Genomic DNA, 26,568 nt, shown 5'->3' on the forward strand with positions numbered 1-26,568 from the left:
TGGCGGCCTGCTCGTACACCTCCTGCGGCACGAAGCCTTCGGTCAGCACGGTCACCGCCTCCGTCAGCGCCGGCGCGGCCCGCTCCCGCTCGGCGAAGACGAGTTCGGCGAGGGCCGGATCGCCGAGTCCCTTCTTCGCCGTGGCGCCGAGAGCCGGCATGGCCCGGCCGACCGCCGGGTCCAGCAGCCGGGTGCGGGGCGTCACTTGTACTGCACCGGCTGGTAGTGCCCCGGCGCCATCCGGCAGGTCACCCCGAACCGGTTCCAGGCGTTGATCACCGTGATCGCGGCGATGACCTGCGCCAGTTCGGCCTCGTCGAAGTGCTTGGCGGCCTGCTCGTACACCTCCTGCGGCACGAAGCCTTCGGTCAGCACGGTCACGGCCTCCGTCAGCTCCAGCGCCGCGATCTCCTTCGCGGTGTAGAAGTGCCGTGACTCGTCCCAGGCGCTGAGCTGCACGATCCGCTCGACGCTCTCACCCGAGGCGAGGGCGTCCTTGGTGTGCATGTCGATGCAGAAGGCGCAGTGGTTGATCTGGGAGGCGCGGATCTTCACCAGCTCGTACAGCGTGTGGTCGAGGCCCTTCCGGACGGCGGTGTCCAGCCGGACCATCGCCTTGTAGACCTCGGGCGCGTGCTTGGCCCAGTCCAGGCGGGCGGGCTGCTCGGGGGCGTACTCCACCGTCGTCGTGGTCGTCGTCTCGTCGGGATGCGTCGTCATGCCCTCGACCCTAGGAAGGAAGCAGCCCAGGAGTATGGTCCATTTCCATGGCGGAATCCTGGGCCACTCTGGGCATCGACCTGCATGTGGAGCCGGCCGGGCCGGGCCTGCGCCGGGGGCTGACCGACGCCCTGCGTGAGGCGGTGCGCTCCGGCCGGCTGACCCCCGGCACCCGGCTTCCCTCCTCCCGCGCGCTCGCCGCCGACCTGGGCATCGCCCGTAACACGGTCGCCGACGCCTACGCCGACCTGGTCGCCGAGGGCTGGCTCACCGCGCGGCAGGGCTCGGGCACCCAGGTCGGCGAGCGCCGGGTCGTCCCGCCGTCCGGCACGGCACCCCACCCCCGCGCACCCACCCGCCCGGCCTACGACCTGCGCCCCGGCAGCCCCGACCTCGCGGCCTTCCCGCGCGCGGAGTGGCTCAGGGCCGCCCGCCGTGCCCTCACCGCCGCCCCGCACCACGCGCTCGACTACGGCGACCCGCGTGGCCGGCCCGAGCTGCGGGCCGCGCTCGCCGGATACCTCTCACGGGCCCGGGGTGTGCGCGCGGACCCCGGACACATCGTGGTGTGCGCCGGGTTCGCGCACGGCCTGAAGCTGCTCGGCGCCGTCCTGCGGGCGCGTGGCGCCCGGACGGTCGCGGTCGAGTCGTACGGCCTCGACGTGCACGGGAGGATCCTGGCCGGCTCCGGCCTGGACACCGCCCCGCTGCCCTTCGACCGACAGGGCACCGACCCGGGCGGGTTGTCCGGAGCCGACGCGCTGCTGCTCACCCCGGCCCACCAGTTCCCCATGGGCGTGCCCCTGCACCGGGACCGCCGTACGGCCGTCGTGGACTGGGCGCGGCACACCGGCGGGCTGGTGCTGGAGGACGACTACGACGGTGAGTTCCGCTACGACCGGCAGCCCGTCGGAGCCCTCCAGGGCCTGGACCCCGACCGGGTGGTCTACCTGGGCACGGCGAGCAAGTCCCTCGCCCCCGGGCTGCGGCTGGCCTGGATGGTGCTGCCGCCGGGCCTCGCCGAGGAGGCCGCCGCGGCGAAGGGGGGCGTCGACACCTGCGGCGTGCTGGACCAGCTGACCCTGGCCGAGTTCCTCACGTCCGGCGCCTACGACCGGCACGTCCGCGCGGCCCGCCTGCGCTACCGGCGCCGCCGGGACGCCCTGGTCGCCGCTGTGACCGCCAGGGCCCCGCAAGCCCGTGTCACCGGCATCGCGGCCGGTCTGCACGTCCTGCTGCGGTTGCCGCCCGGTACCGAGCAGCCGGTGGTCCAAGCGGCGAAGTGGCGGGGCCTCGCGCTCCACGGTCTCGCCCGCTACACCAACCCCGCCGCGCGGACCGAGCCCGTCGACGCCCTGGTCGTCGGATACGGCACACCACCGGACCATGCTTGGTCGGGGGCGCTGGACGCGCTGTGCGCGGTACTGCCCGGATAATCGCGCGAATTCCCCTTCGAAATACCATCAGAACGATATGGTCACCCCATGACTGAAGGTTCTTCCATATCCCGCGTGGCCCTGAAGGAAATCACCCCCGACGTCTCCACGGCAATGGGATCCCTGCACGCCGCCGCCGTTTCCGCGGCCCAGGACGCGAAGCTCGAACCGGAACTGCTGGAACTGGTGAGGATCCGCGCCTCGCAGATCAACGGCTGCGCGTTCTGCCTCGACATGCACACCAGGGACGCCCGCGAACGGGGCGAGACCGAGCAGCGCATCCACACTCTGAACGCCTGGCGGGAGACGCCCTTCTTCACCGGACGCGAGCGCGCCGCCCTGGCGTTGACCGAGGCGGTGACGCTGGTCCACGACGGCCGCGTACCGGACGCGGTCTACGCCGAGGCGGCCGAGGTGTTCGACGAGAACCAGATCGCGGCCCTCATCTGGTCGGCCACCGTCATCAACGCCTACAACCGCATCGCGATAGCGACGCGCATGGTCCCGAAAAGCCGATAAAGGAAAGGGGAAAGCCGCCGGGTCGAATTCGGCCCGGCGTTGCTGTTTCCCTTCGATTCAGCCGGCCGGCAGCGGCTCCGGCATTCCGTCCAGCCATGTCCGCCATTCCCCGGCCCGTTCCACCGGAGGCACCCGCATCGGCCGTCCGGTCCAGCCCGTCACGGGCCGGATCCCGTGCAGCGCGTTCACCAGCCACACCTCACAGCCGTCCAGCTCGGCCACGGTCCGCTCGCGGTGCGCGATCCGGAACCCCGAGCGCAGCGCCCGCTCCTGGAGCAGCCCGGCCGTCACACCCGGCAGCACGGGCAGCCGCGGCGGGGGCAGGCACAGGGTGTCGTCCTCCCACCACAGGACACTGGCGGTGGCCGACTCCAGGACCGTGCCCGAGGGGGTGATCAGCACCGCCTCCTCCGCGCCCTCACCCGTGGCCCGGCGGCGCACCCGGGCCAGGGTGTCCAGGTCCGGGCCCTTGCGGCGGGGCACGGCCCGCGGGTCGGACTGACCCGCGGCCCACAGGCGCACCCCCGCGCCGAGCGGCGGAGCGGGCCGCAGCAGCAGCCGCAGCTCCAGGGACCCCGCCGCCAGTTCCACCCGGGGGAACCACACCCCCGTGCGCGGCAGCGCCGCGGTCACGTCCTGCCAGAACGCGACGAGCCGGCGCGGCTCCGGCCCGCCGCACTCACCACAGGACCGCGAGAACCGCTCCCGGTGCCGGCCGTAGGCCCGCACCTCACCCTCACGCAGCAGCCACGAGTCCGCGACGAGCAGCCGCCCTCCCGCCGTCCGCTCCGGAGCCGGGGCCAGGCCACGGCCGGGCGCCCACGCCCACAGGCCCTCCGCCACCGCCGGTCTTGTCACCACGACGTCCTCCTCAGTACCTGCGGCCCGCGACGGCGGACGCCCCGTGCCGGGGCCCGTACGGCGCGTGCTCCAGCCAGGATCCACACCACGGCAGGACCGGCGCCAGGGCCGCCGCGGCCCGCTGCCCGACCCGGACGATCCGGCGGCGCGGCCGCAGATGGTCCAGGGCCCTACCGGCGGCGGCCATGTTGAACAGGCCCGCCGCGCGCCGCACGTCGGCGAAGTGCGCGACCGCCTCGCCGGTTCCCGCGGCGATCGCCTCGGCGGCGGCCGCCGCGTCCGCGATGCCGCTGTTCATCCCGCGCGCCCCGAACGGCGGGAAGAGGTGCGCCGCCTCACCGGCCAGCAGCACCCGCCGGTGGGGATCGGTGAACGAGGCCGCCACCTTGCGCAGGAAGCGGTACGTCGACACCCACAGGAGCCGGTCGCCGTAGCCGTCCCCGACGATCGCGGGCAGCCAGCGCCGTACGGCCTCCTCGGTGCCGAACTCCTCCGGCCGGTCGTCGTCGCGGCACTGGAGGTCGATCTGGAAACCCCCGGTGAACGGCACCCGCATCACACTGCGCCCACCGGCCCCGGGATGCTCGTAGTGGAAGACCCGCTCCAACGGCAGCTCGGCACCCGGCACATCGGCGACGTCCACGACGACGTGGAAGCCCTCGCCGCGGGTGCCCTCCAGCTCGATGCCCAGCTCGCGCCGGACCGCGGAGCGTGCCCCGTCGGCGGCGACGACGTGGGAGGCGCTCCACTCCCGGCCGTCCGCACCCGACAGCCGGACCCCGCTCCCCGTGCTGTGCACGCCCGTCACCCGGGCGCCCCACACGACGTCGGCCCCGGCCCGTTCACAGGCCGCGCGCAGAAAGCGTTCGGTGTCCCTCTGGCGCAGGCTGGTGAAGGGCGGCGGGCCGGACGGGGGCGGGAAGGTCCGGGCGTAGACCTCGCGGCCCCGGTAGCAGGTGCGCCTGGTGTGCCAGGTCCGCCCGTACGAGGTGATCTCGGCGGCGAGGCCGGGCAGCATCGCGTCCAGCAGCGAGAGCGTCTCCCGGTGCACGAACAGGGCCCGGCTGCCCGGACGTTCGCGGTCCCTGGGGTCGGCCTCCAGCAGCGTGACCGGCAGGCCGTGCGCCCGCAGCGCGAGGGCCGCCGACAGGCCCACGGGCCCGGCGCCCACGACCACGGCCGGGGTCATGCCCGGGCGCCTTCGACCCTGGAATCCGGCACACCGGACAGCATCCGGGCGATCTCCACCCGCTTCACCTTCCAGGTCGCCGTCATCGGCAGCTCCTCGAACCGCCACTGCCGCGGCTCGGCCATCGCCGGCAGCCCGGCCGTGGCCCGCCGCCAGCGCCCCGGATCCAGGGGCCGCTCGCCGCGCACGCACACCACCGGCACCGGCTCACGGTCCGCGCCGGGCACGATCACGACCTCGCGCAGCTCCTCCAGCCGGGACATCAGCGTGTCCTCGACCTCCAGGTTGCTGTGCACGGCGTCGATCCGGTCGATCTCCCGGTCTATCAGGTACAGCGCGCCCAGACGGCTGCGGTGGCCCAGGTCGCCCATCTCCCACCAGCCGTCGGTGAGCTGACGGTCGTAGAGCTCCGGCATGCCGAGGTAGGTGAGGATCCGGCCCCGGGTCCGCGCCTCGATACGGCCCGGTGTGCCGGGCGGGACCCGCCCGCCCCCGGCGCCGGTCACCCGGACCCGGGTGAAGCCGGGTATCCCGAACCCGACCCGGCGGCCGTCCGCCCGGGCCGCACTGCGCCGGGTCACCACCTGGAACGCCACCGGGCCCGTCTCACTCTGCCCGTACAGCTGGATCAGCCAGGGCGTACGGCGCCGGGACGCGCCCAGCAGCCGCCGCACGGTGCGCGGATGGATCGCGTCGAACGTCGAGCCGTACGACCGGACCCGGGACAGCGGCGCTCCGGGCGCGCCGGCCAGCTCCTCCCACAGCACGAACGTGTTGGGGTGCGTCTCCACGATGCCGGGCCGGTGCCGGACCAGCAGCGGGCCGACCGCGGCCGGGTCCGGGTCGGTGATCAGCACGAGCGGGCTGCCGAAGTGCAGCAGCACGCCGAGCAGATGGTAGAAGCGCGAGTGCACGAAGGACAGGTGCAGCGCGGCGGGCTCGCCCCGGGTGGGCCAGCCCATCGCCAGCTGCGGCACGAGCCGGTTCCACATGGTCCGCGCGCAGTGCACGGCCAGTTTGGGGACGCCGGTGGTGCCCGAGCTGTGGGTGATCAGGGCGGGTTCGCCCGGGTGGAGCCGGACGGGCGGAGGCGGTTCGGCGCCGGTGTACGTCGCGAGCGGCTCGGCCCCGGGCGCGTCGTCCACGGACAGCGTCCGCCGCACGAGCCCGGACAGGGCGACGTCCTCCAGCCCGCCCAGCGTCGCGCCGTCGGTGATCAGCCAGGGCCGCCGCAGCCGTGCGAGGAGCTGCCCCGCCACCGCCGGGGCCAGGGCGGGCGACAGCAGCACGGGAACGGCCCCGATACGGGAGACGGCACAGGTCAGCAGCATGATGTCGACGTTGTCGGCCTTGTGTACGACGACCTGTTCCGAGGGCCGCACCCCGGCCTCCCACAACCGGCCGGACAACTCCTCGACCACCTCGGCCAGCACGCTGTAGCTCAGGTCGACCCCGAGGGAGGGGGCGACGTCGAGCGGCCGGTCGAGGGTGACGAAGACCGCCCCGTGCCGGTCGGCCGCACGCCGGAAGACCGGTCCCAGGTAGAAGCCGCGGTCGGCGAGCAGGGGCTGTCGCATGGGCTCGTTCCTCTCCGTGGTGTTCACCAGGCGCCCTTCCGGACCAGATGGCGGCGGAGCTTCCCGGTCGGGGTACGGGGCAGCGACGGGACGAAGCTGACGCTGCGGGGGACCTTGAACGCGGCGAGGTTCTCGCGCGCCAGGCCGGTCAACTCCTCGGCCAGACCGTCCCGGACGGGCGGGACGGGAACCACGAAGGCCCGCAGCCGGCTCGCGCCGCGCCCGTCGGGAACGGCCGCGACCGCCACCTCCCGCACTGCCGGGTGGCCGCGCAGCACGGCCTCCACCTCCAGCGGGGAGAGGGTGATGCCGCCGGCCATCTCCATGTCGTCGGCGCGGCCCAGGTGCCGGAAGGTGCCGTCCGGTTCGCGGCGGGCCAGGTCCCGCGTGGCCAGCCAGCCGCCCACGAGGGCCCGGGCGGTCTCCTCGGGCCGGTTGAGATAGCCGGGCGTCACCGTCGGGCCGCGCACCCACATCTCGCCCTCCTCGCCGTCCGGCACCGGACGGCCGTCATGGTCGCGCAGCTCCACCTCGAAGCCGGGAACGGGAGGGCCGACGGTGCCCGGGTGGTTGTGGGCGAAGCCGTTGGCGCAGAACGCGTGACCGGCCTCGGTGGATCCGATCTGCTCCAGCACCGGCGCGCCCAGCAACGCGGTCACCTGCCGGGCCAGCTCCTGCGGCAGCGCCTCACCGGCCGACACCGCGGCCCGCACCGAGGCGAAGCAGCCCTCGTGCCCGCGACCCCGCTCGGCGACCAGCGTCGCGTACGCGGACGGCACGGAGTACAGCAGTGTCACCCGGTGCCGGGCCACGAGTTCGTCGACGGCGGCCGGACCGGGCCGCCGGTCCACCAGCACGGCGGACGAGCCGGAGAACAGCGGGAAGACGAAGGCGTTGCCGAACCCGTAGGCGAAGAACAGCTTCGACACCGACAGGGTGACGTCCTCCGCGGTGATCCGCAGCACCCGCCGGCCGACCAGGTCGTGGTACGTCCGTGGATCTCCGTGTGTGTGCACCACGCCCTTGGGGCGGCCCGTGGTGCCGGAGGTGTACTGCACGTAGAGCGGGGTGTGCGCGTCGACCTGGTGGGCGGGGGCGGGCCCGGCGGTGGGGGCGAGGGCCATCAGCTGGTCGGCGCCCAGGGCCGCCCGGCCGGCGAACCGCTCCTCCAGACCCGGCCCCGTCACACACAGCGCGGCGTCGGTGTCCTCGGCCAGGAACGCGTGATCGGCGGCGGGGAGTTCGGGGTTGACCAGGACCGCGACGGCGCCGAGGCGGGCGGTGGCGAGGAACGCCGTGACCCAGGCGAGGGAGTCCGGCAGCACGAGCAGCACCCGGTCGCCGGGGCGCACCCCGTGACCGGCCAGCACGCCGGCCGCGCGGGCGGCGAGGCCGTGTACCTCACCGTGGGTCCAGGCCCGGTGCCCCTGGTGGAAGGCGGCCCGCCCGGCCCACCCGCGCCGCTCGGTGAGCTCCGCCAGGTGGGCCGCGAGATTCCCGGGCGCCTCGGTCGCGGCCGGGCTGAGCGTGACCTGCGGACTGGTCATCGCCTGGCCTCCCCGGCCGCCCCGGCCTTCTGCCCCGGCGGGCCCTGCTGCCGCATCCGGCCGGCGGTGTGCTGATGGAGGGCCCGCATCGGGGCCGCCGTCTTCAGCAGCATCTCCTCGTACTCGGCGTCCGGATCGGAGCCGAGCACGATCGCGCCGCCCGCCCCCAGATGCATCCTGCCGTCGGCGAGGACGGCGGTCCGGATCACGATGCTCAGGTCCGCACCGCCGCCGCATCCGAAGTAGCCGAGGGCGCCTGAGTAGACGCCGCGGGCCTCGGTCTCCAGCGAGTCGATGATCTCCAGCGTGCGCAGCTTCGGCGCGCCGGTCATCGACCCGCCCGGGAAGCAGGCCCGCACACAGTCCACCGCGTCCGTGCCGGCCCGCAGCCTGCCCTGCACGGTGGACACCAGCTGGTGCACGGTGGCGTAGGTCTCCGTGGCCATCAGCTTGGAGACCCGCACGGTCCCGGTCCGGCAGACCTGCCCCAGGTCGTTGCGCAGCAGGTCCACGATCATCAGGTTCTCGGCCCGCGTCTTGGCGTCCGAGGCGAGCGCGTCCCGCAGCCGGGCGTCCTCGTCCGGCACGTCGCCCCGGGGCGCGGTGCCCTTCACGGGCCGGGCCTCGGCGATGCCGTCCCGGCCGATCCGCAGGAACCGCTCGGGCGAGGAACCGGCCACCTCCAGCTCCCCGAACCTCAGGAACGCCGCGTACGGGGCCGGGTTGTCGCGGCGCAGCGTCCGGTAGAACTCCAGCGCGTCGGGCGGAGCGGGTAACCGGGCGGCGTTGGTCAGACAGACCTCGTAGCTGGTGCCGGACCGCAGCGCCCTCCGGCACGCCTCGATGTCCGCGAGGTACGTCGCCCGGTCGCGCACCAGCCACGGCTCGGCGGCGCCCGGGTCGGCCGGCTCCGGCGGTCCGGGCAGCGGCGGGCGTTCCGTCGCCACGCAGGAGAGGCCGGTCAGTACACCCTCCAGCCATTCGGCGGCCTCCCGCGCGGCCTGCGGGGTGTCCTCCGCCAGGCACACGGCGTAGGTGAAGCCCTCCTCGTGGTCCACCGCGATCACCCGGTCGGCGAACAGCCAGGCGGCGTCCGGGGCGGGGGAGCGGTGCCGGTTGGACGACCCGCAGTCGGCCTTCATCTCGTAGCCGAAGTAGCCGACGTAACCGCCGGTGAAGTCGAACGGCAGCCCCGTCGCGTCCACCCGGCGGTTGCTCAACTGCCGCTTCAGGTAATCGAAGACACTCGCCCTCACCCGCCGCACGGGCCGCCCCGCCCGCTCGATCTCACACCGCCCGGCATCGACGTCGTACCGCACGAACTCGGCGAGCGGCCCCTGGTCGTCCCCGAGGAACGAGAACCGCGACCGCCCCGGCTCGACCAGCGAACTGTCCAGCCAGAAGCTCCGCGGCGACCCCGCGAACATCCGCCCGAAAACCGCCTCGGCATCAACGGCACCGGCGACCCGCCGCGTGTGCAGCCGGTACCCGACCCGCCCGGGGCGCCGGGGCCGGGGGATGGCGACACCGGCCGGGACGGCCCTGGCCGACGGGGCGGCTGCGTCCGTCGGGCCGGCGCCGCGGGGTGCCGGGGCGCATGGGGCGGCCTCGGTGTGTGTCCCCTGCCCCGCGGTCGGGCCGGTCCCGGCTGGTGAAGTGGCTGCGTCCGTCGGGTTGGTGCCGCGGGGTGCGGGGGCAACCGGGGCGGCCTCGGCGGGTGTCCCCCGCCCTGCGGACCTGACGGCTCCGCCGGACGCCCCGCCCGACGCGGCGCCCTCGCTCGACGCGGCGGCTTCGCTCGACGCGGCGGCTTCGCCGAACACGACCGCCCCGGCCCCGCCAAACAGGTTCGCCGCGCCCCGGGAGACGGCAGCGACCTGGAAGACGGCCGCGGCCACGGGCTGACGAAGGTCACCGGCGCCCGGAAGGACCGCCGCCCGCCGCCCGAGACCCGCATCGCACTCCGGGACGACGGACCGCCGCCGGATCCCCTCGTGCGACGGCACGGCCGTGTTCTTCGTGCGCAGCTTGCCCGCCCGCTCGGCGGTGAGGTTGCGGAAGTTCACGAGCATGCGGTGCCCGTACTCGGTGAGGACGGACTCCGGATGGAACTGCACCCCCCACAGCGGCCGGCCCCGGTGCCGGAGCCCCATCAGCACGCCGTCCTCCGCCCAGGCCGTGGCCTCCAGCGTCTCCGGCAGCGGCTCGCGCACGGCCAGGGAGTGGTAGCGGACGGCGGTGAAGTGCTGCGGCAGGCCGTGGAACAGTTCCCGTCCGTCATGGCGGATCGTGGACAGATGCCCGTGCCGCGGTTCCGGAGCGGGCCCCACAAGACCGGCCTCCCCGAGCGCGATGCCCTGATGCCCCAGACACACACCGAGCACGGGAACCGGGGAGGTCGCGACCAGTCTGCCCCCGATGCCGAAGTCCCGCGCCTCGCCCGGATGCCCGGGGCCGGGGGACACCACGAGGTTGTCGAACGCCCGGAGATCAGGAAGAGCGTCGACGGGCGCGTCGTTCCGGACCACCACCGGCTCCTCGCCGTTGACCTCGGCGATCAGCTGGAACAGGTTGTACGTGTACGAGTCGTAATTGTCGATGAGCAGGGTCTTCACCCGCCCACCTCCCTCTGTTCGTTCGCGGGCCTAGACGGCCCGGCGTTTGTGCCGCCCGCGCAGTGCCCGGAGCGACGGGTACAGCCATTTCCTGAAGAAACGCTGGAGCCGCGGCATGAGAATCCAGGTGACAAGGGCCGTCACACACAGGCACAACAACAGCGTGCGAAACAGTGCATTGAGGTCACCGAGATAAGGAAGCACCGTCAGATTGAACAGGAGCACCGGCGGGAATACCGCGCTCATATTCACGAACCACAGTTTCCATTTGGACGGTGGAGCCGGCGGCGCGGGCGTCAGCGTCTGCGCGTCGAACCAGGCCCGTGCACCCGGCACCCTACGGCGCTCCGCCTCCCGGGCGAATCCCGCCAGCCGGGCGTCCCACTGCTCCCGGGAGGACGATTTCTCCCAGGCCAGGGCCGAACCCTCGCTGGCGAAGCGATAGACGACATGCCACTCCGCCCCTCCGTCGACAAGTACCCCACCCCCCAGAAACCCCGGCTGCCGCGCCGTCGCGGCCAGCATGGCCCACCCCCAGGAGTGGAAGTCGGCCGCACGGCCCGGCGTCACGCGATAGGCCACGGTGACCGTGACGGGATTACTGGTCACCCTGTCCCATACGGAAAGCGCTCACCGCGCGTTCAAGATTCAACAAGCAATTTTCCGGTTACCCCGGAGGCTGCTGGAAGATTGCCCGGAAGGTGAAGACTCCCGGCAGCCGGGAAAGCCCTTCCGCTCACCGTGCCGCGACGGTGCTCTCCGCCGCGTCCACCGGCGCCTCCCCGAACCGCGACAACGCCAGCGCCCCCGCCACCGCAACCGCGAACCCGAGGATCGCCAGCCACGCGAGCCCCGGCCGCGTACGGTCCCCGAGCCACACCACACCGATCAGCGCGGGCGCGACGGTCTCCCCGAGCACCAGCCCGGCCGTCGCCGTGGTCACCGACCCCCGCTGCAGGGCCGAGGTCAGCAGCAGGAACGCCGCCCCGCCGCCCAGCAGCAGCGCGTACGTCGCCGGATTGGGGAACAGCTCACCGGGGGACAGCCCGTCGATGAGCCGCACCGCAACCTCCACCACCCCGAACCCCAGCCCCGCCCCGAGCCCCAGCGTCAGCGCCCGCCCCCGCTCCGGCAGCCGCCCGCCCGCCGACCCGAGCAGCAGCACCCCGGCCGCCGCCCCGAGCATCGCCCACCTCAGCCAGGCCGGCCCTTCCTCGTCGCCCTCCGCCCCGGACGCCAGCCCCAGCAGCGCGAGCCCGGTGCACACCACCGCCACCGCCGCCCACTCGACCCGGCTCAGCCGGACCTTGAGCAGCCGCGCCGCGACCACGGCCGTCACCGCGAGGCTCGCGGCCAGCGCCGCCCCCACGGCGTAGATCGGCACCGACCGCAGCGCGAGGATCTGCAGGACGAACCCGAGCCCGTCCAGTCCGAGGCCGGCCAGATACCGCCACTGCCGCAGTGCCCGCCACAACAGCGCCACGTCCCCGCCCGGCCCGGTCGCCGCCGCCGACCGCGCGGCGATCGCCTGCAGCACCGTCGCCGTACCGAAGCAGACCGCCGCACCAAGGGCGCACACCATCCCAAAGATCACAAATCGACAGTAGGGGAGCGGCCTCGGGCAGGGGGTCATGCGCGCCCGTTCACACCGGTCTCTAGGCTGACCGTCTGTCAGTGCACAACGGGGAGACACGGGGGAGACGCGCACATGGCTGAAACACGGCGAAGGCTGCGTTCGAGCACGGTGGTGCTGGGCGGCATGGGCGTCCTCGCGGCGGCCCTGTCCGCGTGCGGCTCCGACCCCGACCGCCGCTGTGTGGACCGGGACAGCTACGACTACATCAACGGCTACAAGATCGTCGCCGACAGGAACTGCTCGTCCGGCACGTCCTCCTCCGGCACGAACCGCAAGAAGACCGGCAAGAGCGGAGCCACCGACTCCGACTGGTACTACGACGCCGACGTCAGCGGCGGCTACGCCGAGCACGGCACCTTCAGCCGCAGCGAGGCCGTCGACCGGGGCGGCTTCGGCTGCTCCGGCTCCGGCAGCGGCGGCGGCTGACGGGCGGGCACAGCAGATGGAACGCCGGACCATCGAGCCCCGCCCCGGCTGGCAGCGGACCGTCGAGGAACAGGGCCTGATCTACCCCCTCACCCGCTACCCCGACGACTCCCTGCGCCCCTACTGGGACGAGAGCGCGTACTACGTCTTCTCCCTGGAGGAGATCGAGGCCCTCGAAGAGGTGGTCGAGGACCTCCACCGCATGTGTCTGGCGGCGGCCGACCACATCGTCACCCGGGACCGCTTCGCGGACCTGGGCATCACCGACCCCCGCGTCGCCCGCACGGTCGCAGAGGCCTGGCACCGCCGATCCGAACTCCCCTCCGTGTACGGCCGCTTCGACCTCCGCTACGACGGCACCGGCCCCGCCAAGCTTCTGGAGTACAACGCCGACACCCCCACCTCACTGGTCGAGGCCGCGTCCCCCCAGTGGTTCTGGATGGAGGACCGTTTCCCCGGCGCCGACCAGTGGAACTCGCTCCACGAACGCCTCATCGACGCATGGAAGAAGCAGGCCGCCCTCCTCCCGCCGGGCAGCCCCCTCTACTTCGCCTACTCCTCCGCCGACGAACTCGGCGAGGACCTGATGACGGTCGCCTACCTGAAGGAGACCGCCGAGCAGGCGGGCCTCGCCACCGACTGGATCTCCATGGAGGAGATCGGCTGGGACCGCCTCTCCGGCCGCTTCGTCGACCAGCGCCTGCGCTTCATCCGCAGCGTCTTCAAGCTCTACCCCTGGGAATGGCTCACCACCGACCGCTTCGCCGGCCACGTCCTGGACACCCTCGACAACGGCGGTGGCACGGGCTCCACCCTGTGGATAGAACCGGCCTGGAAGATGCTCCTCAGCAACAAGGCGCTCCTGGCGATCCTCTGGGAGCTCCACCCCGACCACCCGAACCTCCTCCCGGCCTACCTGGACGGCCCCCGGGACCTGCCGCCCAAGGGCTGGGTCGCCAAGCCGCTCCTCGGCCGGGAGGGCGCGGGCGTCACGGTCCACGAGCCCGGATCCGACCCCACCCTCCGCGACGAGCCCTGCTGCTACCAGCAACTGGCCCCCCTGCCCGACTTCGACGGCAACCGGGTGGTCCTCGGCGCCTGGGTGGTGGAGAACGAGCCGGCGGGCCTGGGCATCCGGGAGTCCTCGGGCCTGATCACGGATGAGTACGCACGATTCCTCCCCCACGTGATCCTTTAGACAGGGCCTGGGGGCACGCCCCTGGAAGGGGCGCGGGGAACTGCGCGATCAACCACGAAGGACCCGCACCCGGTACCTATGAGCAACCCGGCAGACACCCACGAGCAACCCGGCAGATGCTCCCCGCCCACCCCACCCGGTAGGCTGATCGCCGGGCCGTGACTGGCGCGCTGGGATGGACGAACCATCGGGGAGCGGTCCGAGCAGAGAGAGCCGTGCGCCTGGGCCGTACCGTGAACGCTGAACGCAACGTCCGGAGGTCCACCATGCCAGCCGAGCCCCTCTCCCCCGCTTCCACCGCCTACCGCGCCGCCCTCGACGTGATCCGCGCCGTCGAACCCCGCGTGGCGGACGCCATCGGCCAGGAGGTCGCCGACCAGCGCGAGATGCTCAAGCTGATCGCCTCCGAGAACTACGCCTCCCCGGCCACGCTCCTGGCGATGGGCAACTGGTTCAGCGACAAGTACGCCGAGGGCACCATCGGCCGCCGCTTCTACGCCGGCTGCCGCAACGTCGACACGGTCGAGGGCCTCGCCGCCGAGCACGCCAGGGAACTCTTCGGCGCCCGCCACGCCTACGTCCAGCCGCACTCCGGCATCGACGCCAACCTCGTCGCCTTCTGGTCGGTCCTCGCCCAGCGCGTCGAGGTCCCCGCCCTGGAGAAGGCCGGCGTCCGCCAGGTCAACGACCTCTCCGAGGCGGACTGGGCCGAGCTGCGCCGCGCCTTCGGCAACCAGCGCATGCTCGGCATGTCCCTGGACGCCGGCGGCCATCTCACCCACGGCTTCCGCCCGAACATCTCCGGCAAGATGTTCGACCAGCGCTCCTACGGCACGGACCCGGCCACGGGCCTCATCGACTACGAGGCGCTGCGGGTCTCCGCCCGGGAGTTCAAGCCGCTGATCATCGTCGCCGGCTACTCCGCCTACCCCCGTCTGGTGAACTTCCGGATCATGCGGGAGATCGCCGACGAGGTCGGCGCGACGCTCATGGTCGACATGGCGCACTTCGCCGGCCTGGTCGCGGGCAAGGTCCTCACCGGCGACTTCGACCCGGTCCCGCACGCCCAGATCGTGACGACGACCACCCACAAGTCGCTGCGCGGCCCCCGCGGCGGCATGGTCCTGTGCGACGACTCCCTCAAGGACCAGGTCGACCGTGGCTGCCCGATGGTCCTCGGCGGCCCGCTCCCGCACGTCATGGCCGCCAAGGCCGTGGCCCTCGCGGAGGCCCGCCAGCCCGCCTTCCAGGACTACGCCCAGCGCATCGTCGACAACTCCCGCGCCCTCGCCGAGGGCCTGATGCGCCGCGGCGCGACCCTGGTGACCGGCGGTACGGACAACCACCTGAACCTGATCGACGTCGCCTCCTCCTACGGCCTCACCGGCCGCCAGGCCGAGGCTGCCCTGCTCGACTCGGGCATCGTCACCAACCGCAACGCCATCCCCGCCGACCCGAACGGCGCCTGGTACACCTCCGGCATCCGCATCGGCACCCCCGCCCTGACCACCCGCGGCCTGGGCACCGCCGAGATGGACGAGGTCGCCGGCCTCATCGACCGCGTCCTCACCACGACGGAAGCGGGCACGACCAAGTCGGGCGCCCCCTCCAAGGCGTCCCACGTCCTCGACGCGAAGATCGCCGACGAGATCTCCCACCGCGCCACCGACCTCGTGGCCGGTTTCCCGCTGTACCCGGAGATCGACCTGGGCTGACGCCCGAGGCTCGTCACCCGTCCAGGTCGATCAGCACCTGACGCGGTTCCTCCCGCGGCGGTCCGGCTTCGCGCCGGGCCGCCGCGCGGCGTATCAGCAGCGTGCCGCCGGCACCGGCCGCGAGCCCCAGTGCCCCTGCCGCCACCGCCCAGCGGGCCTCACCCCGCGCCGCACCGGGCGGGTCGGCGGCCGTGCTCCCGGCGGGACCGCCCTCCGCGGCACCGAGCAGCCGAGCCCCGTCCAGCCGCTCGAAGAGCGACCGCGGCGCCCGGTGCCAGCGGATGTCGTCGTCCTCCACGGCGGGCGCCGGATCCGTGCGGACCCAGGGCGTACCGTCCTCGGCCACCACCAGCTGGTCCTGCCGCTCGACGGCCACGTCCCCGCCCGGCGGCCGGCTCGTGCTCGGCCGGCCGCCGACACCGGACAGCCCCCACACCACGGTGAGCCTCACCTGCGGAAAGTTCCCCTCCGTCCATTCCTCCGGCACCCGTTCCGTCCCCCTGGACGTGGGCTGCAGCAGCTGCCACAGCCGGGCGAAGGCCGGCTGGCCCGAGCGCACCGCCGTCGTCCGTCCCGTGCTGCCCGCGACGACCATCGCCACGTCGGGGGCGTCCCGGGCCGGCACCGGACGGGCCACGGCGGACGGCACCGTCACACACCCGGCCAGAGCGCCCACCACCGCCACGACCAGCGTCCGCCACACCACGACGCGCCGCGACACCCCCGCCCCACCGCCCGAGCGGGAGGCTCCCGCTGCCGGGCGCCGCCCGCGCACCACCGCTCGCGCCCCGCCCCGGCCCCGCCCTCTCCCGGCCCCGTCCCGTGCCCGCATCGGTTCCCCCTCCCTGTCCGCACCGCGTCCGCGACGCCCGGAACGCGGCAAGGGCCATGCCCCTCCCGTGCCCCACCCCTTGTTACACCGCCGGGGCCGAACGGGATCCCGTCTGTTTCCGGCCGGTTCCGGATCGGCCCCCGGGACCTGAGAGAATGGTGGGCATGGCCTCTGACCGACCTCGCGTGCTCTCCGGGATCCAGCCCACCGCCGGCTCGTTCCACCTCGGCAACTACCTCGGCGCCGTCCGCCAGTGGGTGGCCCTGCAGGAGACCCACGACGCGTTCTACATGGTCGTCGACCTGCACGCGATCACCGTCCCGCAGGACCCGAAGGACCTGCGCGCGAACACGCGCCTCGCCGTGGCCCAGCTCCTCGCGGCGGGTCTCGACCCCGACCGCTGCACGCTCTTCGTGCAGAGCCACGTCCCCGAGCACGCACAGCTCGCCTGGGTCATGAACTGCCTCACCGGCTTCGGCGAGGCCGGCCGGATGACCCAGTTCAAGGACAAGTCCGCCAAGCAGGGCGCCGAGCGCGCCTCGGTCGGCCTGTTCACGTACCCGATCCTGCAGGTCGCCGACATCCTGCTCTACCAGGCCCACGAGGTCCCGGTCGGCGAGGACCAGCGCCAGCACATCGAGCTCACCCGCGACCTCGCCGAGCGCTTCAACGGCCGGTTCGGCCCGACCTTCACCGTGCCGAAGCCGTACATCCTCAAGGAGACGGCGAAGATCTACGACCTTCAGGACCCGTCGATCAAGATGAGCAAGTCGGCCTCCACGCCGAAGGGCCTCATCAACCTCCTCGACGAGCCGAAGGCCACGGCCAAGAAGGTCAAGAGCGCCGTCACCGACACGGACACCGTGATCCGCTACGACGTCGCCGGGAAGCCGGGCATCAGCAACCTCCTCGGCATCTACTCGACCCTCACCGGGGCCGGCATCGCCGAGCTGGAGGAGAAGTACGAGGGCAAGGGCTACGGCGCGCTCAAGACGGACCTCGCCGAGGTCATGGTCGAGTTCGTGACGCCGTTCCGGGAGCGTACCCAGCAGTACCTGGACGACCCCGAGACGCTCGACTCGATCCTGGCCAAGGGCGCCGAGAAGGCACGTGCGGTCGCCGCGGAGACCCTCGCGCAGACGTACGACAAGGTCGGCTTCCTGCCCGCCAAGCACTGAACCCGCCCCCGCGCACAGCCATACCACCGAACAGCGCTGTACATCACTTCGGTTGCGCCTGCCCGTAACCCGGTCGTGGCCGTACAGTCGATATCCGGGTGGTCGTATCAGCGGCCACACTGACACGACAGGAGATGACGTGGGGACCGTAACGATCGGTGTCTCGATCGCGGTCCCGGAGCCTCACGGCAGCGAGCTCCAGCAGCTGCGCGCGGGCTTCGGCGACGCCTCGGCGCACGGCATCCCCACGCACGTCACCCTGCTGCCGCCGACGGAGGTGGACGAGGCCGCCCTGCCGGCCGTCGAGGCGCATCTGGCCGAGGTCGCCGCGTCCGGCCGCGCGTTCCCCATGCGGCTGTCCGGCACCGGCACCTTCCGGCCCGTGTCGCCGGTGGTGTTCGTCCGGGTCGTCGCGGGCGCTGAGGCCTGCACACAGCTCCAGCAGCAGGTCCGCGACCCCGCCGGGCCTGCCGCGCGCGAGCTGCAGTTCCCCTACCACCCGCACGTCACCGTGGCGCACGGCATCGACGAGGCGGCCATGGACCGCGCCTTCGAGGAACTCGCCGGCTACGAGGCCGAGTGGCCCTGCACCGGCTTCGCCCTCTACGAGCAGGGCGCCGACGGCGTCTGGCGCAAGCTCCGCGAGTTCCCCTTCGGCGGCTCGGTGGTCCCACCGCAGGGCGGGCATGTGGAGCGCGGCTCGGTCCCCCTGCGCTGATCCGCCGCCGGATCAGACCGGCAGCCGCCGGAACACCCCGCGCGGCAGGTGCCGCAGCGCCGCCATCACCACGCGCAGCGTCCCGGGCACCCACACCGTCTCCGAGCGGCGCCGCAGCCCCAGTTCCACGGCCGACGCGACCGCCTCGGGCGTGGTCGCCAGCGGCGCCTCGGGCAGACCGGCGGTCATCCGCGTCCGGACGAAGCCGGGGCGTACGACCATGACGTGCACGCCCGTGCCGTGCAGCGCGTCGCCCAGGCCCTGCGCGAAGGCGTCGAGGCCGGCCTTGCTGGAGCCGTAGATGAAGTTCGCCCGGCGGGCCCGCTCGCCCGCAACGGAGGACATCACGACGAGCGAGCCGTGCCCCTGGGACTGGAGCGAGCGGGCGCACACCAGACCTGCCGAGACCGCGCCGGTGTAGTTGGTCTGCGCGACCCGCACCGCCGCCTCCGGCTCCCGCTCGTCGCGGGCCTGGTCGCCGAGGAGCCCGAAGGCGAGCAGCACCATGTCGACGTCGCCCTCGGCGAAGACCTTGCCGAGCACGGCCTCGTGGGAGGCCGGGTCGAGCGCGTCGAAGGCGACGGTGTGCACGTCGGCCCCGAGGCCGCGCAGCTGCCCGGCGGCTGCCTCCAGGGCGGGGGAGGGGCGGCCGGCGAGCCACACCGTGCGGGTGCGGCGGGCGATGAGCCGGCGGGCGGTGGCCAGCGCGATCTCGGACGTACCGCCGAGGACGAGCAGGGACTGGGGGAGGCCGAAGGCGTCCTTCATGACAGCAGCTCCTAGAGGTTGCTCAGAGACTGAGGCGGCGGGCCAGGTCGGACACGAACACCCCGCGCGGGTCCAGCTCGGCGCGCAGCTCGCGGAAGTCGTCGAGGCGCGGGTACATGGCCGCGAGGAGCTCAGGACGCAGCCGGGCGTCCTTGGCGAGGTAGACGCGCCCTTCCGCGGCGGCGACCTCCTCGTCGAGTTCGTCGAGGAACGCCCCGAGGCCGGGCAGACCCGCCGGGATGTCCAGCGCCAGCGTCCAGCCCGGCACGGGGAAGGACAGCCAGCCCGGGTCGGACTCCCCGAAGCGCTTGAGGACGGCGAGGAAGGACGGGCAGCGGCGTTCGGAGATGCGGCGCACGATGCGGCGCAGGGCGTCCTCCCGGCCGTGGCCGACGACGAACTGGTACTGCACGAAGCCGCCCCGGCCGTAGACGCGGTTCCAGTGGGGGACCCCGTCCAGGGGGTGGAAGAAGCCGGAGATGCGCTGGAGTCGGCCGGTCCGCGCGTGGGGGGCCTTGCGGTACCAGAGCTCGTTGAAGAGGCTCACGCTCGTCCGGCTGAGCAGGCCCTCGGGGAGGATCGCGGGGGTGGCCGGGAGGCGGGGGGTGCGGAAGGCGAGCGGGTCCCGGCGCAGGCGGGCGGGGAGCGCGTCCAGCGGGGCGTGGTCGCCGCGGGTGAGGACCGCGCGGCCGGTGGCGGCGCCCCGGGCCAGCAGGTCGATCCAGGCGACCGAGTAGCGGTAGCGGTGGTCGGTGGCCGCCAGCCGGGCCATCAGGTCGTCGAGGTCCGTCGCCCGCTCGGTGTCGACCGACATCAGGGAGGTCTCGACCGGCTGGAGCCGGATCGTCGCGGTGAGGATCACCCCGGTGAGGCCCATGCCACCCGCGGTGGCGTCGAAGAGCGGCGTGCCGGGGATCACCGTGCGGATCTCGCCGTCCGCGGTGAGCAGTTCGAGGGCGAGCACGTGCCGGGCGAAGGAGCCCGAGACGTGGTGGTTCTTGCCGTGGATGTCGGCGCCGATCGCCCCGCCGACGGTGACGTAGCGCGTGCCGGGGGTGACCGGCACGAACCAGCCGAGCGGCAGCAGCACCTCCATCAGCCGGTGCAGGGAGACGCCCGCGTCGCACAGCACGGTCCCGCCGTCGGCGTCGATCGCGTGCACGCGGTCCAGGGCCGTCATGTCGAGCACGGACCCGCCCGCGTTCTGCGCCGCGTCCCCGTACGCCCGTCCCAGGCCCCGGGGGATGCCGCCACGGGCCCCGCAGTCCCGGACGGCTGCCGCGGCCTCCTCGTACGTCCGTGGGCGGATCAGCCGGGCGGCGGTGGGGGCGGTGCGGCCCCAGCCCGTGACGGTGGTGTGGTCCAGGCCCATGACGTCCGGGTCGGAATCGGTGTCGGCAGACATGTCCGCGACCGTATCGCCCTGATGTGAGCGATCAGTTCGAGAACATGGCATCTCTCCCCGAAATGGGTGATTAATGGGATGTCGCCCAATATTGCCGGAGTTCAGGCCTGGTGGGCGTGAACAGTGAGTCCACATGGACGACCTCGACGACCTGCACGACATGGACCACCGGATCGTTTCGGCGCTCAGCAAGTGCGGCACGGACCCGCGCGTGGCCGGTGCCGCGCGTGCCCTGTCCTGGGCGGGGGAGCACGCGGCGCTGTGGCTGGCGGCGGGGCTCGCCGGAGCCGCCGTCGACGGCAGGCGACGCGGTGCCTGGCTGCGCGGCACGGCCCTCACCGCCGGGGCACACCTCGTCAGCATGGGAGTGAAACGGGTCGTGCGCAGGCCGCGTCCCGCGCACGTCGTGCCCCTGGTGCGCACCGCCGGCCGGCACTCCTTCCCCAGCTCGCACGCCACCTCCGCCGCGGCCGCCGCAGTCGCCTTCGGCGCCCTGGGAGCACACGCGGTGCCGCCGCTCGCCGCCGCCGTGTGCGTCTCGCGCCTCGTGGCCGGCGTCCACTACCCCTCCGACGTAGCCGCCGGCGCGGCCCTCGGCGCTCTCACGGCCCGGCTCGGCGCCCGCTGGATGAGGGGAGGCGCCCACCATGACTGAGACGGCCGTCCTGCGGCAGCGCACCCACCGGGAGCGGCCCGCGCCACCCCGCAAGGGCGGTCTCCCGGCCGGTCTCCTCCGGACCGCGCGCCCCAAGCAGTGGGTCAAGAACATCCTCGTGATCGCCGCCCCGGCCGCCGCCGGCGAGCTCTTCTCCCGGCACGCGCTGAGCCGACTCGCCCTCGTCTTCGTCCTCTTCACCGCCTGCGCCGCCGCCGTCTACCTCGTCAACGACGCCCGCGACGCCGACGCCGACCGCGCCCACCCCGTCAAGCGGCACCGCCCGGTGGCCGCCGGGCAGGTCCCCGTGCCCGTCGCCTACGCCGTCGGCGGCTGCCTCGGCGTCCTCGCGCCCGCCGCGGCGGCCTGGCTGTGCGGCCCCGCCGTCGCCGCCCTCCTGACCGCCTACCTCGCCATGCAACTGGCCTACTGCATCAGCCTCAAGCACATTCTCGTCGTCGACCTCGCCGTCGTCACGACCGGCTTCCTGATGCGGGCCATGGTCGGCGGACTCGCCCTCGGCATCCCGCTGTCGCGCTGGTTCCTGATCACCACCGGCTTCGGCGCACTGTTCATGGTGTCGGCCAAGCGCTACTCGGAGGCCGTCCAGATGGCCGGAAAGGCGGGTGCCACCCGCGCGTTGCTCACCGAGTACACCACCGGCTACCTCCGTTTCGTCTGGCAGCTCGCGGCCGGTGTCGCCGTCCTCGGCTACTGCCTGTGGGCCATGGAGGAGGGCGGCGTCCCGCACACCAGCGTGCTGCCCTGGCGCCAACTGTCCATGGTCGCCTTCATCCTGGCGATCCTCAGGTACGCCGTCTTCGCCGACCGCGGCACGGCCGGCGAACCCGAGGACGTCGTCCTGCGCGACCGCGCGCTCGCCCTCATCGGCGTGTCGTGGGTGGCGATGTACGGCCTGGCCGTGGCGAATTGGTGACCCCCCGCGCGTGGCGAAGCCCCGGCGTCCCGTGCCGCCGGGAGCTGATCGGCTTCGCCACCGTCGGTCTCCTCGCCTACACCGTCGACCTCGCCCTGTTCACCGGCCTGCGCGGCCCCGCCGGACTCGACCCGCTCACCGCCAAGTCCCTGTCCTTCCTGGCCGCCTGCACGGTCGCCTACGCGGGCAACGCCCTCGGCCCCTACCGGACCACACGCGCACCGGGCCTGCGTCCGTACGCCGTGTTCTTCGCGGTGAACCTCGCCGGTGCCGCCGTCCAGCTGCTCTGCCTGGCCGTCAGCCACTACGGCCTCGGGCTCACCTCGCAGCGCGCGGACACCGTCTCCGGCGCGGTCATCGGTATGGCACTGGCCACAGTCCTGCGGTTCTGGGGTACCCGTACATGGGTGTTCCGGGCGGAGGGCAGAGTCGGATCATGGACTGGCTGAAAAAGCTCCCGGTGATCGGGCCGTGGGCGGAGCGGCTGATGATCACGCACGCGTGGCGGTCGTACGAGCGGCTGGACCGCGTGAAGTGGACGCGGCTGGCCGCCGCGATGACCTTCACGAGTTTCGTCGCGCTGTTCCCGCTGCTGACGGTGTCCGCCGCCATCGCCGCCGCCACGCTCAGCACCGAGCAGCAGGACACGCTGCAGGACAAGATCGCCGAGCAGGTGCCCGGCATCTCCGACCAGCTGGACATCGCCGGCCTGGTGGACAACGCCGGCACGATCGGCCTCATCGCGGGCGCCCTGCTGCTGTTCACCGGCATCAACTGGGCCGGCTCGATGCGCGAGTGCCTGCGGGCGGTGTGGGAGCTGCCCGACGACGAGGAGAACCCGGCCCTGCGCTACGCCAAGGACGCGGGGGTCCTGGTCGGCCTCGGCGGCGCGCTCCTCGTCACCATCGCCGCTTCCACCGTCGCGTCCGCGATGATCGGCTGGATCACCCGGCAGCTGGGCATCGACGAGGGCGGCTGGAGCGGCGTCCTGCTGCACGTCGCGGCGTTCCTGATCGCCGTGCTCACCGACTTCCTGCTCCTGCTCTACGTCCTGACCCTGCTGCCCGGCGTCGAGCCCACGCGCCACCGCCTGTTCGTGGCGGCGCTGACCGGCGCGGTCGGCTTCGAACTGCTGAAGCTGCTGCTCAGCGGCTATCTGCAGGGCGTGGCAGCGAAGAGCATGTACGGCGCGTTCGGCGTGCCCGTCGCACTGCTGCTGTGGATCAACTTCACCTCGAAGCTGGTGCTGTTCTGCGCCTCCTGGACGGCGACGCAGAGCAAGCAGGACGAAGTCCCTGAGCTCACGGACGAGTCCGGCGACGCACCAGATCCGGCAGCGGCCAGCGGCGGTTGACCAGGAACGCGCCGCCCGCGAGCAGCACCAGCACCCCGCCCGTGATGCCGAGCGCGGTCCCGATGCCGCTGGAGCCGTCCGCGGCCGGGGCACTGGCCACCGGCTTCGCACCGGTCCCGGCCGTGCCGCCGCCGTCCCCGGAGCCGCCGGCCTCGCCGGAGGGGTTCGCGCCGGGCTGGGCACCGGCCGGCGCGGCGCCCCTGGGCGGCACCAGCTCGCCCACCGGCTGCACCTTGCCGGCCGCCTTGAAGCCCCAGTCGAACAGCCGGGCCGTCTCCTTGTAGACCTCGTTGTGCTCGTCCTTCTCCGGTTTCATCACCGTGACGAGCAGCACCTTGCCGTTCCGCTCGGCGACACCGGTGAAGGTGGCGCCGGCGTTGGTGGTGTTGCCGTTCTTGACGCCCGCGATGCCCTGGTAGACGGGCACGTCCGAGTCGCCGGCCAGCAGCCGGTTGGTGTTCTGGATCTCGAAGGGCTTGCGGACCGTCTTGCCCTTCTTGTCCTTCTTCGTCTCGCCGGGGAACTTCGCGGTGACCGTCGAGCAGTACTCCCGGAAGTCCTTCTTCTGCAGCCCCGAGCGGGCGATCAGCGTGAGGTCGTACGCGGAGGAGACCTGCCCCTCGGCGTCGTAGCCGTCCGGGCTGACCACGTGCGTGTCGAGGGCCTGGAGCTCCTCGGCGTGCTCGTTCATGTCCTTGACGGTGTTCTCGACGCCCTTGTTCATGGCGGACAGCACGTGCACGGCGTCGTTGCCGGAGCGCAGGAAGACGCCCAGCCACAGGTCGTGGACCGTGTACGTCTCCTCCTCCTTTATCCCGACCATGCTGGAGCCCGGGCCGATGCCCGCCAGGTCGGAGGGGACGACCTTGTGCTTGGTGTCCCTCGGGAACTTCGGCAGCAGCGTGTCCGCGAACAGCATCTTCAGCGTGCTCGCCGGGGCGAGGCGCCAGTGCGCGTTGTGCGCGGCCAGCACGTCACCCGACTCGGCGTCGGCCACGATCCAGGAGCGGGCGCTCACGTCCTTCGGCAGCACCGGCACGCCGCTCGCCAGGTTCACCTGCGTCCCCGGCTGCCCGAGACGGGTGCCGCCCACGGTCGACATCGACGCCGGGGGAGTGGCCGAGGGGCTCGCCGACGGGCTGCCCGAGGGGCTCGGGGCGGCGACGGCGGCGGGTGCGGCCAGGGCGAGGGACGACAGGACGGCAGAGGTGACCAGCAGGGATCGCCTGATGGTCTTATTCGGAGCGGGCACGGTCGGAAACGTACATGCCGTACGAGGGGAAGTCCCGCCCTCAGCCCCACCCCGGGAAAGGAACCGGACAGGCTCTGGCGATACTGGTCTCATGAAGCTCAGCCGCCCCGTCTCCTGGTTCCTGCTCGCCTTCGGGGTGTGGAGCTGGGTCATCTGGATCACTTTCGTCAAGAACCTTGTCAAGGACAGCAGCGGGCTCGCGTTCGACGACGGTGATCCCACGGCGTACTTCTGGGTGCACCTGCTGCTCGCCGTCGTTTCCTTCGTATTGGGGACGGTCGTCGGGGCCATCGGGTTGCGTGGTCTGCGCGCACTGCGCCGGACGTCATAGGGCGATCGGGAGACACGACACCGTGGTCATCGTTTTCGTACTCGTCGTAGTGGCGGTCCTGGCCGTCGTCGTGACGGCCAACTGGTACGTGTGGCGCCGCCTGTTCCGCGACACGACCCGCGGCCCGGGCCTCACCCGCCGCGCGGGTGCGGTCCTGATCGCCGGCGGCTGGGTCCTGGCGATCGCGGCCCTGGTCGCCGAACGCTCGGGCGCCCCGTTCTGGCTCCAGCAGGTCCTCGCCTGGCCGGGCTTCCTGTGGCTGGCCCTGTCCATGTACCTGCTGCTGGCGGTCCTGGCCGGGGAGATCGTCCGGCCGTTGCTGCGCCGCTTCCTCGAACACCGGGCGAGACGAACGGACCGGGCCCGCCGGCCCGGCCCGGCGACGACCACCGGGGACCCGGTTCCGACGCGGGCCCCGGCCCCCGAGCCCGGCCCGCAGGGGGCTTCCGTGACGTCGGCAGGCCCGCAGCCGGGCGGGAGCGCGCCCGGCGCACCCGCACCCGCGAGGGCACCCGCAGCCGCCTCCCGGCCGGACCGCGGCGCCGGTGTGCCCTCGGCCACGACAGCCGCGCCGCAGGCGAAACGCAGCGGCGCGCCCTCCGCGCCCGAGGCCTCCGCGCCCGAGGCCTCCGCGCAGGCGGGCAGCGCCGCTGGGGCGTCCGCCTCCGCGGCGGCGGCAGGCCCGCAGCCGGGCCACGGCGCGACCCACACATCCGCATCCGCAGCCGCCTCCCGGCCCGACCGCGGCGGTGCGACCGCCTCCGGTCCGCAGGCCGGCCCCGTACCCGGCGCCGAGGGCGCACCCCAGCGGCTCACCACGGCGGACGCCGCACCCACCGGCCCCTCCCGGCGTCTCTTCGTCTCACGGGTCGTCGCCGGGGCCGCCGCGGCCGCTGCCGTCGGGACCGTGGGGTACGGGACGTACGGCGTGCTGCGTGGGCCGAAGGTCAAGCGGGTCACCGTGCCGCTGGCCAAGCTGCCGCGGGCGGCGCATGGGTACCGGATCGCCGTGGTCAGCGACGTGCACCTCGGCCCGGTCCTGGGGCGCGGCTTCGCACAGAAGGTCGTCGACACGATCAACGCGACCCAGCCCGATCTGATCGCGGTCGTCGGCGACCTGGTCGACGGCAGCGTGAAGGACCTGGGCCCGGCGGCCGCACCGCTCGCCCGGCTGAGGGCCCGGCACGGGTCCTACTTCGTCACCGGCAACCACGAGTACTTCTCCGGCGCCGGGCAGTGGGTCGAGGAGGTCCGCCGCCTGGGCCTGAACCCTCTGGAGAACGCACGCAGGGAGATGCCGTACTTCGATCTGGCCGGCGTCAACGACCTCGCGGGCGAGGACGAGGGCCAGGGCCCCGACTTCGCGAGGGCGCTCGGCGACCGGGACACCGCACGCGCGTGCGTACTGCTCGCCCACCAGCCCGTCCTGATCCACGACGCCGTCGAGCACGGCGTCGACCTCCAGCTCTCCGGCCACACCCACGGCGGCCAGCTCTGGCCCGGGAATCTCATCGCCGCCGGGGCGAACCCCACCCTCGCCGGCCTGGAGCGCTACGGCGACACCCAGCTCTACGTCTCACGCGGCGCCGGCGCCTGGGGCCCGCCCACCCGCGTGGGCGCACCGTCGGACATCACCCTGATCGAGCTCGCGTCGAAGCAGGCCTGACCGCGCGGACCCTCGGCCCGTCGACCTGTGCTG

The 26,568-nt window shown here is 73.2% G+C and carries 25 protein-coding genes, 1 pseudogene and 1 riboswitch; of the genes and pseudogenes, 13 read left to right on the forward strand and 13 right to left on the reverse strand.

All coding sequences use genetic code 11. The features are described 5' to 3' along the window. A pseudogene (locus tag ACFU3E_RS15825) lies at positions 1 to 205 on the reverse strand (carboxymuconolactone decarboxylase family protein); the annotation flags it as partial. Further along, positions 202 to 720 (reverse strand): carboxymuconolactone decarboxylase family protein, encoded by a 519-nt coding sequence (locus ACFU3E_RS15830; protein ID WP_384157333.1) that lies wholly within the window; start codon positions 718 to 720, stop codon positions 202 to 204. The gene ACFU3E_RS15830 and the pseudogene ACFU3E_RS15825, both read right to left, overlap by 4 nt. Before the next feature lie 47 nt (positions 721 to 767). On the opposite strand from ACFU3E_RS15830, the gene ACFU3E_RS15835 reads away from it, so the two are divergent. Next, entirely contained in the window at positions 768 to 2,156 is a 1,389-nt protein-coding gene (locus ACFU3E_RS15835; RefSeq protein WP_384157336.1) for a PLP-dependent aminotransferase family protein, read from the forward strand. 48 nt (positions 2,157 to 2,204) lie between these two features. Next, on the forward strand, positions 2,205 to 2,675 hold the full coding sequence (locus ACFU3E_RS15840; RefSeq protein WP_384157338.1) for a carboxymuconolactone decarboxylase family protein: 471 nt from the start codon (positions 2,205 to 2,207) through the stop codon (positions 2,673 to 2,675). 57 nt (positions 2,676 to 2,732) lie between these two features. Here the strand turns inward: ACFU3E_RS15840 and ACFU3E_RS15845 are convergent, their stop codons facing one another. The 7 genes from ACFU3E_RS15845 to ACFU3E_RS15875 form a co-directional block, all read right to left on the reverse strand. Beyond that, complete coding sequence (locus ACFU3E_RS15845; protein ID WP_384157497.1) at positions 2,733 to 3,533, reverse strand: aminotransferase class IV; 801 nt, start codon at positions 3,531 to 3,533, stop codon at positions 2,733 to 2,735. A gap of 13 nt (positions 3,534 to 3,546) precedes the next feature. After that, positions 3,547 to 4,725 carry an FAD-dependent monooxygenase gene (locus tag ACFU3E_RS15850; RefSeq protein WP_384157341.1) on the reverse strand — a complete coding sequence of 393 codons (1,179 nt, stop codon included), beginning with the start codon at positions 4,723 to 4,725 and terminating at the stop codon, positions 3,547 to 3,549. Next, complete coding sequence (locus ACFU3E_RS15855; protein WP_384157344.1) at positions 4,722 to 6,302, reverse strand: AMP-binding protein; 1,581 nt, start codon at positions 6,300 to 6,302, stop codon at positions 4,722 to 4,724. The genes ACFU3E_RS15850 and ACFU3E_RS15855 overlap by 4 nt, the downstream gene beginning before the upstream one ends. A gap of 23 nt (positions 6,303 to 6,325) precedes the next feature. Then, positions 6,326 to 7,849, reverse strand: a complete 1,524-nt coding sequence (locus ACFU3E_RS15860) for an AMP-binding protein (protein ID WP_384157347.1) — start codon at positions 7,847 to 7,849, stop codon at positions 6,326 to 6,328. Continuing rightward, positions 7,846 to 10,464, reverse strand: a complete 2,619-nt coding sequence (pabB, locus tag ACFU3E_RS15865; RefSeq protein ID WP_384157350.1) for an aminodeoxychorismate synthase component I — start codon at positions 10,462 to 10,464, stop codon at positions 7,846 to 7,848. The genes ACFU3E_RS15860 and pabB overlap by 4 nt, the downstream gene beginning before the upstream one ends. A 30-nt stretch (positions 10,465 to 10,494) precedes the next feature. Continuing rightward, positions 10,495 to 11,073: an antibiotic biosynthesis monooxygenase gene (locus tag ACFU3E_RS15870; RefSeq protein ID WP_384157353.1), complete on the reverse strand. Its 579-nt coding sequence runs from the start codon at positions 11,071 to 11,073 to the stop codon at positions 10,495 to 10,497. 127 nt (positions 11,074 to 11,200) lie between these two features. Next, positions 11,201 to 12,046 (reverse strand): hypothetical protein, encoded by an 846-nt coding sequence (locus ACFU3E_RS15875; protein WP_384157500.1) that lies wholly within the window; start codon positions 12,044 to 12,046, stop codon positions 11,201 to 11,203. 126 nt (positions 12,047 to 12,172) lie between these two features. Between ACFU3E_RS15875 and ACFU3E_RS15880 the strand changes: the two genes are divergently transcribed. The 3 genes from ACFU3E_RS15880 (at position 12,173) to ACFU3E_RS15890 (ending at position 15,439) form a co-directional block, all read left to right on the forward strand. Further along, positions 12,173 to 12,526, forward strand: coding sequence for a hypothetical protein (locus ACFU3E_RS15880; protein WP_384157356.1), 354 nt, complete (start codon positions 12,173 to 12,175; stop codon positions 12,524 to 12,526). A 16-nt stretch (positions 12,527 to 12,542) separates the two neighbouring features. Next, entirely contained in the window at positions 12,543 to 13,724 is a 1,182-nt protein-coding gene (locus ACFU3E_RS15885) for a glutathionylspermidine synthase family protein (protein ID WP_384157359.1), read from the forward strand. A gap of 148 nt (positions 13,725 to 13,872) precedes the next feature. Next, positions 13,873 to 13,958, forward strand: a riboswitch (ZMP/ZTP riboswitch). After that, positions 13,958 to 15,439, forward strand: a complete 1,482-nt coding sequence (locus ACFU3E_RS15890) for a glycine hydroxymethyltransferase (RefSeq protein WP_384157362.1) — start codon at positions 13,958 to 13,960, stop codon at positions 15,437 to 15,439. (Overlaps the previous riboswitch by 1 nt.) A 13-nt stretch (positions 15,440 to 15,452) precedes the next feature. Here the strand turns inward: ACFU3E_RS15890 and ACFU3E_RS15895 are convergent, their stop codons facing one another. Further along, the gene (locus tag ACFU3E_RS15895; protein ID WP_384157365.1) at positions 15,453 to 16,160 is read right to left on the reverse strand and encodes a hypothetical protein; all 708 of its coding nucleotides are present in this window, start codon (positions 16,158 to 16,160) and stop codon (positions 15,453 to 15,455) included. A 275-nt stretch (positions 16,161 to 16,435) separates the two neighbouring features. Between ACFU3E_RS15895 and trpS the strand changes: the two genes are divergently transcribed. Continuing rightward, positions 16,436 to 17,449: a tryptophan--tRNA ligase gene (gene trpS / locus ACFU3E_RS15900; protein WP_384157368.1), complete on the forward strand. Its 1,014-nt coding sequence runs from the start codon at positions 16,436 to 16,438 to the stop codon at positions 17,447 to 17,449. 139 nt (positions 17,450 to 17,588) lie between these two features. Next, the gene (locus ACFU3E_RS15905; RefSeq protein WP_384157371.1) at positions 17,589 to 18,167 is read left to right on the forward strand and encodes a 2'-5' RNA ligase family protein; all 579 of its coding nucleotides are present in this window, start codon (positions 17,589 to 17,591) and stop codon (positions 18,165 to 18,167) included. Positions 18,168 to 18,179: 12 nt separating this feature from the next. Here ACFU3E_RS15905 and ACFU3E_RS15910 read toward each other — a convergent pair whose 3' ends face one another. Next, complete coding sequence (locus ACFU3E_RS15910; protein ID WP_384157373.1) at positions 18,180 to 18,935, reverse strand: decaprenylphospho-beta-D-erythro-pentofuranosid-2-ulose 2-reductase; 756 nt, start codon at positions 18,933 to 18,935, stop codon at positions 18,180 to 18,182. A 22-nt stretch (positions 18,936 to 18,957) separates the two neighbouring features. Then, positions 18,958 to 20,340, reverse strand: a complete 1,383-nt coding sequence (locus tag ACFU3E_RS15915; protein ID WP_384157377.1) for an FAD-binding protein — start codon at positions 20,338 to 20,340, stop codon at positions 18,958 to 18,960. Between the two features lie 133 nt (positions 20,341 to 20,473). Between ACFU3E_RS15915 and ACFU3E_RS15920 the strand changes: the two genes are divergently transcribed. From ACFU3E_RS15920 to ACFU3E_RS15935, 4 genes are read left to right on the forward strand one after another with little or no spacing between them, the layout of a single operon-like run. After that, on the forward strand, positions 20,474 to 20,995 hold the full coding sequence (locus tag ACFU3E_RS15920) for a phosphatase PAP2 family protein (protein WP_384157380.1): 522 nt from the start codon (positions 20,474 to 20,476) through the stop codon (positions 20,993 to 20,995). Continuing rightward, a complete protein-coding gene (locus ACFU3E_RS15925; RefSeq protein WP_384157383.1) occupies positions 20,988 to 21,932 on the forward strand; it encodes a decaprenyl-phosphate phosphoribosyltransferase in 945 nt (314 codons plus the stop codon). The genes ACFU3E_RS15920 and ACFU3E_RS15925 overlap by 8 nt, the downstream gene beginning before the upstream one ends. Beyond that, positions 21,929 to 22,381 (forward strand): GtrA family protein, encoded by a 453-nt coding sequence (locus tag ACFU3E_RS15930; protein WP_384157386.1) that lies wholly within the window; start codon positions 21,929 to 21,931, stop codon positions 22,379 to 22,381. Before ACFU3E_RS15925 ends, ACFU3E_RS15930 begins: the two co-directional genes overlap by 4 nt. Beyond that, positions 22,369 to 23,286 (forward strand): YihY/virulence factor BrkB family protein, encoded by a 918-nt coding sequence (locus ACFU3E_RS15935; protein ID WP_384157389.1) that lies wholly within the window; start codon positions 22,369 to 22,371, stop codon positions 23,284 to 23,286. Before ACFU3E_RS15930 ends, ACFU3E_RS15935 begins: the two co-directional genes overlap by 13 nt. Here ACFU3E_RS15935 and ACFU3E_RS15940 read toward each other — a convergent pair. Beyond that, complete coding sequence (locus ACFU3E_RS15940) at positions 23,234 to 24,538, reverse strand: D-alanyl-D-alanine carboxypeptidase family protein (protein ID WP_384157392.1); 1,305 nt, start codon at positions 24,536 to 24,538, stop codon at positions 23,234 to 23,236. The genes ACFU3E_RS15935 and ACFU3E_RS15940 overlap by 53 nt on opposite strands. Positions 24,539 to 24,629: 91 nt before the next feature. Between ACFU3E_RS15940 and ACFU3E_RS15945 the strand changes: the two genes are divergently transcribed. After that, entirely contained in the window at positions 24,630 to 24,869 is a 240-nt protein-coding gene (locus tag ACFU3E_RS15945; RefSeq protein WP_190902210.1) for an SCO4848 family membrane protein, read from the forward strand. 22 nt (positions 24,870 to 24,891) lie between these two features. After that, a complete protein-coding gene (locus tag ACFU3E_RS15950; RefSeq protein WP_384157396.1) occupies positions 24,892 to 26,535 on the forward strand; it encodes a metallophosphoesterase in 1,644 nt (547 codons plus the stop codon). Positions 26,536 to 26,568 lie beyond the last annotated feature (33 nt).

Source organism: Streptomyces sp. NPDC057424 (assembly GCF_042803315.1).
In the GTDB taxonomy this organism is placed as follows: Bacteria; Actinomycetota; Actinomycetes; order Streptomycetales; family Streptomycetaceae; genus Streptomyces.

What these genes read in the sequence shown, in the direction of transcription:
- ACFU3E_RS15880 (WP_384157356.1), top strand. Translation starts at nt 12,173, where the DNA reads ATGGCTGAAACACGGCGAAGGCTGCGTTCGAGCACGGTGGTGCTGGGC.
- ACFU3E_RS15910 (WP_384157373.1), bottom strand. Translation starts at nt 18,935, where the DNA reads ATGAAGGACGCCTTCGGCCTCCCCCAGTCCCTGCTCGTCCTCGGCGGT.
- ACFU3E_RS15855 (WP_384157344.1), bottom strand. Translation starts at nt 6,302, where the DNA reads ATGCGACAGCCCCTGCTCGCCGACCGCGGCTTCTACCTGGGACCGGTC.
- ACFU3E_RS15840 (WP_384157338.1), top strand. Translation starts at nt 2,205, where the DNA reads ATGACTGAAGGTTCTTCCATATCCCGCGTGGCCCTGAAGGAAATCACC.
- ACFU3E_RS15835 (WP_384157336.1), top strand. Translation starts at nt 768, where the DNA reads ATGGCGGAATCCTGGGCCACTCTGGGCATCGACCTGCATGTGGAGCCG.
- ACFU3E_RS15920 (WP_384157380.1), top strand. Translation starts at nt 20,474, where the DNA reads ATGGACGACCTCGACGACCTGCACGACATGGACCACCGGATCGTTTCG.
- ACFU3E_RS15830 (WP_384157333.1), bottom strand. Translation starts at nt 720, where the DNA reads ATGACGACGCATCCCGACGAGACGACGACCACGACGACGGTGGAGTAC.
- ACFU3E_RS15925 (WP_384157383.1), top strand. Translation starts at nt 20,988, where the DNA reads ATGACTGAGACGGCCGTCCTGCGGCAGCGCACCCACCGGGAGCGGCCC.
- ACFU3E_RS15945 (WP_190902210.1), top strand. Translation starts at nt 24,630, where the DNA reads ATGAAGCTCAGCCGCCCCGTCTCCTGGTTCCTGCTCGCCTTCGGGGTG.
- ACFU3E_RS15850 (WP_384157341.1), bottom strand. Translation starts at nt 4,725, where the DNA reads ATGACCCCGGCCGTGGTCGTGGGCGCCGGGCCCGTGGGCCTGTCGGCG.
- ACFU3E_RS15875 (WP_384157500.1), bottom strand. Translation starts at nt 12,046, where the DNA reads ATGGTGTGCGCCCTTGGTGCGGCGGTCTGCTTCGGTACGGCGACGGTG.
- trpS (WP_384157368.1), top strand. Translation starts at nt 16,436, where the DNA reads ATGGCCTCTGACCGACCTCGCGTGCTCTCCGGGATCCAGCCCACCGCC.
- ACFU3E_RS15935 (WP_384157389.1), top strand. Translation starts at nt 22,369, where the DNA reads ATGGACTGGCTGAAAAAGCTCCCGGTGATCGGGCCGTGGGCGGAGCGG.
- ACFU3E_RS15915 (WP_384157377.1), bottom strand. Translation starts at nt 20,340, where the DNA reads ATGTCTGCCGACACCGATTCCGACCCGGACGTCATGGGCCTGGACCAC.
- ACFU3E_RS15860 (WP_384157347.1), bottom strand. Translation starts at nt 7,849, where the DNA reads ATGACCAGTCCGCAGGTCACGCTCAGCCCGGCCGCGACCGAGGCGCCC.
- ACFU3E_RS15885 (WP_384157359.1), top strand. Translation starts at nt 12,543, where the DNA reads ATGGAACGCCGGACCATCGAGCCCCGCCCCGGCTGGCAGCGGACCGTC.